At 44.9% G+C, this 8,664-nt stretch carries 12 protein-coding genes; 8 read left to right on the top strand and 4 right to left on the bottom strand.

Features of this window, described 5'->3' with window-relative positions:
• Positions 1-223 (bottom strand): LysR family transcriptional regulator (locus VZ94_RS20460; protein ID WP_045780651.1); only part of this gene is annotated, 223 nt, incomplete at its 3' end.
• A gap of 460 nt (positions 224-683) precedes the next feature.
• On the opposite strand from VZ94_RS20460, the gene VZ94_RS20455 reads away from it, so the two are divergent.
• Complete coding sequence (locus VZ94_RS20455) at positions 684-1,379, top strand: DUF2490 domain-containing protein (RefSeq protein WP_045780653.1); 696 nt, start codon at positions 684-686, stop codon at positions 1,377-1,379.
• Between the two features lie 220 nt (positions 1,380-1,599).
• On the opposite strand, the gene VZ94_RS26235 is transcribed toward VZ94_RS20455, so the two are convergent.
• The 3 genes from VZ94_RS26235 to VZ94_RS20445 all read right to left on the bottom strand — a co-directional run bounded on the left by VZ94_RS26235 (position 1,600) and on the right by VZ94_RS20445 (position 3,379).
• Complete coding sequence (locus tag VZ94_RS26235; RefSeq protein ID WP_157844994.1) at positions 1,600-1,737, bottom strand: hypothetical protein; 138 nt, start codon at positions 1,735-1,737, stop codon at positions 1,600-1,602.
• Between the two features lie 10 nt (positions 1,738-1,747).
• Positions 1,748-2,371, bottom strand: coding sequence for an ABC transporter permease (locus VZ94_RS20450; protein ID WP_045780650.1), 624 nt, complete (start codon positions 2,369-2,371; stop codon positions 1,748-1,750).
• Between the two features lie 177 nt (positions 2,372-2,548).
• Complete coding sequence (locus VZ94_RS20445; RefSeq protein ID WP_045780649.1) at positions 2,549-3,379, bottom strand: ABC transporter ATP-binding protein; 831 nt, start codon at positions 3,377-3,379, stop codon at positions 2,549-2,551.
• 563 nt (positions 3,380-3,942) lie between these two features.
• On the opposite strand from VZ94_RS20445, the gene VZ94_RS20440 reads away from it, so the two are divergent.
• The 7 genes from VZ94_RS20440 to VZ94_RS20420 all read left to right on the top strand — a co-directional run.
• Entirely contained in the window at positions 3,943-4,779 is an 837-nt protein-coding gene (locus VZ94_RS20440; RefSeq protein ID WP_045780648.1) for a class I SAM-dependent methyltransferase, read from the top strand.
• A gap of 90 nt (positions 4,780-4,869) precedes the next feature.
• Positions 4,870-5,346: an amino acid kinase family protein gene (locus VZ94_RS27400; RefSeq protein WP_204369232.1), complete on the top strand. Its 477-nt coding sequence runs from the start codon at positions 4,870-4,872 to the stop codon at positions 5,344-5,346.
• On the top strand, positions 5,330-5,686 hold the full coding sequence (locus VZ94_RS27395) for an amino acid kinase family protein (RefSeq protein ID WP_204369231.1): 357 nt from the start codon (positions 5,330-5,332) through the stop codon (positions 5,684-5,686). Before VZ94_RS27400 ends, VZ94_RS27395 begins: the two co-directional genes overlap by 17 nt.
• Positions 5,687-5,708: 22 nt before the next feature.
• Positions 5,709-5,993, top strand: coding sequence for an amino acid kinase family protein (locus VZ94_RS27390; RefSeq protein ID WP_204369230.1), 285 nt, complete (start codon positions 5,709-5,711; stop codon positions 5,991-5,993).
• A gap of 65 nt (positions 5,994-6,058) precedes the next feature.
• Positions 6,059-6,541, top strand: coding sequence for an amino acid kinase family protein (locus tag VZ94_RS27385; RefSeq protein ID WP_204369229.1), 483 nt, complete (start codon positions 6,059-6,061; stop codon positions 6,539-6,541).
• Between the two features lie 284 nt (positions 6,542-6,825).
• Positions 6,826-7,821: a hypothetical protein gene (locus tag VZ94_RS20425; RefSeq protein ID WP_045780647.1), complete on the top strand. Its 996-nt coding sequence runs from the start codon at positions 6,826-6,828 to the stop codon at positions 7,819-7,821.
• Between the two features lie 53 nt (positions 7,822-7,874).
• A partial coding sequence (locus VZ94_RS20420; protein ID WP_369126313.1) for a TolB family protein occupies positions 7,875-8,664 on the top strand: 790 nt, incomplete at its 3' end.

The following is an 8,664-nucleotide window of genomic DNA, read 5'->3' as shown; positions in this document are numbered from 1 at the left end:
CTTCCAGCAGAATTCGGCGCGCGGACGCAATAATATGTTGCCCTAACTCGGTAGGCAGCACTTTTTTATTATTACGCTCAAAAATGACCACACCTAACGACTCTTCCATTTTTTTAATTTGCATACTTAGCGTAGGCTGGCTAATAAAACATTGCTCTGCTGCTTGATTAAAACTGCGTAAATCAGCCACAGCCACTAAATAACGTAAGTCTCTGAGATTCATAAATATTCAACTTTATCGTTTTATCACTCACTAATCTTGCAAATTATACTGGGTAATCATTCACCTCCACGATTTTTTCTTGTTCCCACGCCCACTTTCACGGCCGTCAAGATATAATTTTTAATAATCAGATAATTAGGCGTGTAGATTGGGTTAGCGATAGCGTAATCCAACATTTTACCGTTCCGACGTTATCGGGTTACGCTATCGCTAACCCGACCTACGGAAGAATATTTCACAAAACACAACATGGAAGTTATTGATTATTTGGTTATATTCCTTAACTTAATGGCAGTTACGCTCCTCGTGTGAACGGGGTCAGGCTTTACAAAACGAAGGGGTCACGTCGAATGTAAGGCCTGAACCCTGCGCCCCTTAAAAAGCTTGGGAGTGTGCAAAACTGGACTATATGGAAATTCGTCTGCTAGAATCCGCGCACTATCCGCCTGATTCATTTCCCATGAAAAGATCGTTAGTGTTATTTATCTGCTTCAGTTTACCGTTTGTCCCCGTTGCTGATGCTACCGATGATAGGCAAACTTGGGTCAGTAGCACTTATCAAACCGATTTTGGCGGTAGCCGCTATCTGGCTTTTCTGGAATTGGCGCCGCGCTTCAATCAGGATTCTTCAGAATTTAACCAATTCATCATTCGCCCCTTGTTGGGTTACAAAATTACGCCAAAACTTCAGCTTTGGTTGGGTTACACCTGGCAAGGGGAGTACAGCGATAATAATGGTGTGGGTTTTGACAATGCCACGCATGACTTGATGCAGCAGGTGCAATGGATTGAAAATATTAGCCCTGCGCTGAACCTGCAATACCGCTTCCGGCTGGAGCAACGTTTTTTTGCCGACGCTGACAGCGGACACCGTATGCGCCACCGTTTGCGTTTGCAATACACCTTGCCCGGTACCCAGGCTTATTTGATTGGCATTGATGAATTGTTTATCTATCTTAATTCCCTAAACTACAGCTCTAGGGAAAGCTTTGTGCAACCCGGTCTTAACCAAAATCGTGCTTATGCCGGAATTGGCTACAAATTTTCCCCGCATTTTAACGTGGACACGGGTTATCAACTGCAATATGTCAATAACTTCAAAGGCTCTGATACTTACAATTCCATTTGGTTTACCAACGTCAATTTCAATTTTTAGCAGCTGCATTTATGAACGAGGTCAGGCGTTACAATTTGCATCAAAATCGCCAAATAAACGAAGGTGTCACGTCAAATGTAAGGCCTGAACCCAGCGCGGTGCTCCAAGCACTAATTAAGCGTCGCGTATGGTTTTAGGGATAATGACGTGCCCTTTGGATGCTCCATAAATTTAGTAAGACTGTATCTTCTGTCAATTCACTTGAAATAAATTCATATTTTCAAGCTTTATAACGTTTAAGCCCATCAACAGCGGCTAAAAATAGCAAAATCGCCATAATCAACAAAGGCAACAGCGGTTTATACCAGTCACCATCGACACCGAATAATAGCGCCGTGCGCGTATTATCAACCACCAACGATAGCGGATTAAAAACGCGCCAGATTCGCGAGCCAACCCGGCATTTGCTTATCAGGTACGAGTGCGGTGCTGGTAAATAATAACGGCATATTGACTAAATGCACAAAGCTCGCCATGTTTTCTTGAGAACGCGCTTTTAACGCTATCCAGCACGATAAACTACAAAAGGCTATGCCGAACAGTAACAAGCCAGCGGCGGCTATCGCTAAGATACTAAGGCTTAACTGCACCTGCGCCCCCAACGCTAAACCCAATATCAATACTAAGACAGCTTGAAGCAATAAGCGGCTAGCATCGGCTAAGACTTTGCCCGCCATCATCATAACTTTTGATGCGGGCGTCGATAATACCCGCGCTAAAAAGCGAGTTTGCATGTCGCGAATTAACTCTATGCCCGCTTGCGAAGCACCAAATAAGACCGTCATGCAACAAATACCCGGTAACAAAAAGTCGAGATACTGTAAACCCGGCGGCAGATTATCTACGCTGTATCGATGAAATAAAAAACCAAAAAACAACATCCACATCAATGGCTGTACCAAAGAAAACGTTAATGGTACCGGCCGCCTTAACGTTTTGAGCAACGTGCGTTCATACACGGCGCAAAAGACCGCAAAAGAAGTAAAATTCAATGGTGCTTCCTCGAACCCGGTTGATTTTTTTTAGACTGGGCTGGTTTTTGTTTGCTTAACGCTGCCCCGGTCAATTTAAAATACGCTTGTGCTAATCCGGACGCCTCCCAACGGCATTCGATAACGGATTCCCCAAGGCCTGCGAAGACTTGCAAGGTTTTTAACAATAACTCAGCCTTATCCGCGTGTTGAAACGTTTAAACTAACTGTTTGCACCGTGCAGTGAATAGCCATAGCGCCGGTCGCTTGCCGTAAGCCCTGCTCTAACGCTTGTTGATTGGCTATATCGTCAGCCGTCTTAATGTGTAGCACAGGCTGTGAATGGGTCTGTATAAGTTGCATAGGCGTATCATCGGCGATTATCCGCCCTTGCTCAAACATCAACACACGCGAGCAATACTGCTGCACACAGTCTAAATCATGGCTGACAACCAACACCGTATTACCCAGTTGCCGATAAGCTTTAAGAAAATCCCATAAAAACACTTTAGCCGAAGGATCGAGTGAGTTGCTAGGCTCATCTAACAGTAATAGCTTAGGCTGATGAATAACCCCGATAGCTAAATGCAAGCGTTGCATTTGACCGCCCGAATATGTGCTAACTCGACGCGCAATGAAAGGCTGCATATCAAATTCAGTGATTAATGCCTCGATACGTTGCTTTGCTGTTGTCGAATTTAGCCCATATAACGCAGCAAAATAATACAACAAGGCTTTGCCATTCATTTCAGGGTCTAGCGCCCAATCTTGGCTAATATAGCCAATTTCACGCGTTAACTGACTGGCGTGTTTAAACGCGTCACGCTGAAATACCTCGGCTTTACCTTGATTAGGTTTTAATTGCCCGGCGATTATTTTTAACAAAGTCGACTTACCCGAACCATTGCCACCGGTTAAGCCAATAAACTCCTGTGCTAACACCGAAACACTCACATTATCAAGCGCTAACAATTGGGGAGAATAGGTTTTGACTATGTGTTGAAGATTAATAATAGATGATAATTCCATTTAATATCAAAAGGTTAATAAGTCAGATATCGAACGAATACAAATCAGGTTTTTAACACTTGAAAGGTCTGACTAAAGCAAAAAACAAGCCATGTAAGTGACCGCTCATAAATTTCATCGCTCCCACGCTCTAGCGTGGGAGCGTAGCCAAGACGCTCTGCGTCTCGTTTCACACCGCAGAGCGGTTGCAGCACATTCCCACGCAGAGCGTGGGAACGATGATGAACACAAGATACTCACCTCTATCCGTTAAGACAGGTGAAATAACCTAGTTCAATCGTGATATGCCCTATTATTCCAGTACTTTTTTATATCAACAGGCGGCAATAGCGAACTAATTTTATATACTAAACTATATAAATAAAAACATCTCTTGATTAAGCCCCCCCACTGCCTTCCAGCCAAATAGGTTAAATAACACAGTTCAAAAGTGATATGACCTACTCCTCCGGTATTTCTTGCTAGCAACAGACCACGAAACAATAAAAAACTATTTAAAATCAATTGCATATACATATTGGCCTGTTTTTTGCTGTTTCTCTTTTTATGCCAAACGACGATATATGGCTAGCTGCCTTGAAGCGCTTAACTTAACCCTTTGCGCACGCTCAAGGCTCTTATCTTTACCTAGGGCAAGCAACTTTTATCTATGCAATTTTGATACTCAAGCGGATATTTACGACCAGCGTGTCGGTTTAGGCGCAGCAACAGCACATGCTATCGCCAACGCTATTGGACAGTTAATCATGCCTTACCAACATGGGCAATTTTTAGAAATAGGTGCTGGCACCGGCGAAATCGGCTTTTTTCTACAACAACTGCCTATGCGTTACACAGGGATTGATTTATCTGACGGCATGTTAGCGGTTTATCGCGCACGCTACGCCGATGCCACACAAATACCGCAGTTGATTCAAATGGATGCCAATTTACCGTGGCCACTGCCTGCACACAGCGTGTCAGTATTTTTTAGCTCACGCGCAATGCATCAACTTGACCACACCCATGTGCTATCGCAGCTCGCTGAATTATCAGCACCTACCGGTGCGATACTCATCTTAGGCAATGTCAAACGAGCGCAAAACTCCGCTAAGGCTGTGATGCGCAAAGAAATGCATAAAGTATTAAACAAATTTGGGCTTACTGAAAAAAGTGGTCAAACCAACCGCAATCAATTGTTTGATGCGCTCACCCAGCAGGGCGCAGAGCGCTTAGCTCCGGTTGTCGCCGCACGCTGGTCTGTCAGCCACGCACCTATCGATTCTATTAAATCATGGGAAAGCGTCGATGGTATTGCGGGTAATGCCGTCGATGCCGCCACCAAAACAAAAAATTCTGGACTTGTTAACGGTAAACGCACAAGCGTTATTTACAGATTTACACCAGGCCTTGGAGACTGAAGAAACTTATGAATTAAACGCCATCAAGCTTCCCTATAGCTGAAAGTGAATAAACAACGATAACAAAAACTCTACTACGTCTATAAAAACATGAGTAACCAATTATTAACAGAACTAGGCCAATCTTTAATTAGTGGCAATTTGACTGATAAATCCGTTTTATCGCAAACCTCGGAACAACCGATGTTTAAGATATTACCTAATGCCAACGTGATTAAAGTCGGTGGTCAAAGCATTATTGACCGTGGTCGCGCTGCGGTTTTGCCCATTTTAGATGAGCTGATTGAAAACTTGCCGCACCATAAAATGATTATCGGCACCGGTGCCGGTACGCGCGCGCGACACGCTTATAGCGTCGGCGTTGATTTAGGGATGCCAACTGGCGTGCTAAGCGTCATGGGCACCTTCGTCAGTATGCAAAATGCGCGGATGATTCATTTTCTGTTGGCTAAGCACGGCATCCCGTTTATTGAACCGGTGCAATTCCCACAACTACCGCTTTATCTCGCTGAACGGCAAGCCGTCGTCTTTTTTTGGTATGCCGCCTTATGTGTTCTGGCAACGTAATCCGGAAATTGGTCGTCTACCTGCGCATCGCACCGATAGTGGTTGTTATCTTATCAGTGAAATGTTTGGCGCCCGCTCCATGCTTTACATTAAAGACGAAGACGGTCTTTACACAGCTGACCCTAAAAAAGACAAACACGCCAAGTTTATCCCCAATATTACCGTCGATGAAATGATTGCCATGGATTTACAAGATTCAGTGGTCGAACCACCGGTGTTGGAATTTATGAAAAACGCCGAATCTAGGCGCAGTATTCAAATCATCAACGGCTTAGTGCCAGGCAACATCACCAAAGCACTCAATGGCGAGCCTGTTGGCACCATTATCACTGCAGATTAACGACTAACTTTTGTAACAGCTCATGAATAACCAAACTGATAAACGGCACCATCTCAATTCTTTTCTAATGCGCGAAAGCCTTATTGATAAACAAGTCATGGCTTCGACAGAAACAGAAACCCCCGTCGTGCGTATGCTACCTGAAACGCATGTTATAAAAATTGGCTCTAGCTCGATAATTGATAAAGGTAAAGCCCTGACGTACCCGGTCGTAGAAGTCTTAGGTGACTTGCTCAAAACAGAAAAGCTTATTTTAGGTGTTGGCGGCGGAATGCGCAGCAAACACGTTTTTTTCTATAGGCTGTGATTTAGGTTTACCGACTGGCGCATTAGCACAAAATTTCTGTCGCTGACGCGCTAGGCAATGCCCACATGCTAGGTACGTTATTAGCGCCGCATGGTGTGGTTGCGATTCCACCCGAAATTTTTGGTCACTTATTACCGTTATTCATTAAAACCGCGCCAGGTTGTATTTTTAACGGCGTACCCCCTTATTCGCTCTGGGAACACCCACCGGGAATTGGTCGTATTCCACCGCATAGAACCGACGCGGGTTGTTTAATTTTAGCCGAGTGCTTTGGCTGCAAAACCGTCACGTTAGTCAAAGATGTCGATGGCTTATACGATGCTGATCCCAAAACACATGCTTCAGCCAAGTTTATTCCAGAAATTACCGTTTCCGAATTAAAAGCCCTCAATTTAGCCACTCTGCCTTTCGATGAAGTGTTGCTGGATGTTTTAAAAACATCACGCTTAGTCAAACAATTTCAAGTCATTAATGGCACTAAACCTGAACTTATTAAAGCGGCGGTTAATGGCGAACACGTTGGCTCGATTATTCGCGCTGACCGCTAACTACAACGAGCCAAGTAGGCTGTATTCCATGCTCCGCATAGGTTTGTAAGGTGCATGAAATGCACCCTACCTGGCTATAGCAACAACACCAGAATACGGATTAGGCCACTCCTTCCATCGCCACCGGGCGCGATAGCTCAAACCTTGAACGCCCGGTTTTATTAAACCCTAAAGTTAGGAGATTCATGCTCACAACACACGCTTCCAAATACGCCCTATAAAAACAGCTTAAGGCTTAGTCTTAAACGACTGCCCACTACTACCCAAAGTGAGGAACGATGAAAATGAATAATTTCAACCAACACTCTAAGCTTTTATTGGCTGCCTCAGCCCTACTCGCGCTGACCACGGCAACCTTAGTAGAAGCCAAGTCTATGTCATTTAAACAAGGCGCGTTAACCCTTCAGCTTGACCCAGCCAACTTCGCAACCATTATGAACCGTGCGGGTAATGCTTATAACGGTGTTGATAGTTATGGTCGACCTAACGAAGAGAAATGGCAACCCGACACGGCGGGCACTAACAACATGGTGTTCGATAATGGCTTAAAAGGCATTATTTCAGGCGACGCCTATACGGTACGCGACTTATATTTTGAAGACTGGTTTACCAGCGAAGAAATTGCACCATTAACCGCTTATCAAGTGATGGGAGTCTCAAAAAGAGTTAGCAGCGCGACTATCGCTTATAACCTCATCTCTCTGCATAACTTTAACCCATTAATCACTGATGATGGCGCCAATTTAGTCGCGATGCACCGCTTGCCGTTAAGCGAGCCGTGGCCTAAACCTACGTTTAAAATGTTTTCTCATGGAATAGAGCCTGCAATACCTGCTAACGACAACGGTGGCCGCAACCCGCAAATGACAACAGCCGTTTTTGATGATTTCGACCCTGTTGCAACGTTTACCGGGCAAATTGGCGTCGGTGGCGCCTTTAGAGTGAATGGTCGCTATGGACATATTACCGTAGGCGATATGGCATTACGCTATGACCCTAACCGACCCACCGTTAACTCAGGTTCAACACCAGGCGGTAAACCTGGCACGGATGGCTGGTATATCACTGCGCATTTAAATTTAATCCCCAGTGCAGGTCAAGCCGGTGTAGCGGCCTTTGAAACAGCTAATACCAAGGTCAGTGTCTCAGGCGACACATTTGTCTTATCCGGTAATTTGGTCTTTGCATCTTCTGTTTGGTCTGACCGTTCAGGCCCTAACGGTATCACTAAAGCCGGTAAATTCCGCTTCGTAGGCAAATTAATGCCAACACCTAACTAATACGTCTTAACAAACCCTACGAGAGTGTTTTTAATCCTTTTCAGGAGATGTCCATGTTGACCACACAACCTGCTCTATGCATCAAAAATAATTTATGCACTGCGCTTAAAGCCTTATTAATCCTCGGTTTGGTGTTACCGTTTACTGTCAACGCCGAAGAAACCACGCGGATTAGTCAATCCACTAAAGGCAAGCAAGGCGATGGCAGAAGTTGGCATCCGGCAATTAGTGCCGACAATCGCTTCATCGCATTCAATTCTGAAGCCTCTACGCTGGTACCTAACGATACTAATCACTCGTCTGATATTTTCGTCCATGACCGTCTAACCAAGAAAACAAGACGGGTTAGCGTTGCTTCCGACGGCACTCAAGCTAGGCCGTCCTGGCAATGCCACACGGCAATTAGCGCTAATGGCCGCTATGTTGCTTTCACATCGGATGCAACCAATCTAGTAGCCAATGACAATAATTCAAATTATGACGTGTTTGTTCATGACCTAAAAACCAAGCAAACAACACGCGTTAGCGTAGCATCCGATGGCAGCGAAGCAACGGGTGGAGACTGGAGCGCACTACCGTCAATGAGTGCAGACGGGCGTTATGTAGCCTTTTTGTCTGGAACTACCAACTTGGTAGAAGGTGATACTAATAGCGTTCAAGATATTTTTGTCCATGACCGTAAAACGAAAACCACCACTCGCGTCAGCGTCGCTTCAAATGGCGCCCAGGCCAACAAAGCAAGCTGGAAACCCATGATTAGCGATAACGGTCGCTATGTAGCTTTCCAATCATCAGCTACCAACCTAGTGAAAGGCGACACAAATGATAGGGAAGATATTTTTG

Origin of the sequence: Methylocucumis oryzae (genome assembly GCF_000963695.1) — a bacterium.
Lineage (GTDB): Bacteria > Pseudomonadota > Gammaproteobacteria > Methylococcales > Methylomonadaceae > Methylovulum > Methylovulum oryzae.
Note: the sequence above shows the minus strand (reverse complement) of the source record. Positions and strands in the feature narration are given on the sequence as shown.

Bases quoted from the DNA above. Each gene is read 5' to 3' on its own strand.
- VZ94_RS27400 (WP_204369232.1), top strand. From the start codon at position 4,870: ATGAGTAACCAATTATTAACAGAACTAGGCCAATCTTTAATTAGTGGC.
- VZ94_RS27390 (WP_204369230.1), top strand. From the start codon at position 5,709: ATGAATAACCAAACTGATAAACGGCACCATCTCAATTCTTTTCTAATG.
- VZ94_RS20440 (WP_045780648.1), top strand. From the start codon at position 3,943: ATGGCTAGCTGCCTTGAAGCGCTTAACTTAACCCTTTGCGCACGCTCA.
- VZ94_RS20455 (WP_045780653.1), top strand. From the start codon at position 684: ATGAAAAGATCGTTAGTGTTATTTATCTGCTTCAGTTTACCGTTTGTC.
- VZ94_RS27385 (WP_204369229.1), top strand. From the start codon at position 6,059: ATGCTAGGTACGTTATTAGCGCCGCATGGTGTGGTTGCGATTCCACCC.
- VZ94_RS20445 (WP_045780649.1), bottom strand. From the start codon at position 3,379: ATGGAATTATCATCTATTATTAATCTTCAACACATAGTCAAAACCTAT.
- VZ94_RS20425 (WP_045780647.1), top strand. From the start codon at position 6,826: ATGAATAATTTCAACCAACACTCTAAGCTTTTATTGGCTGCCTCAGCC.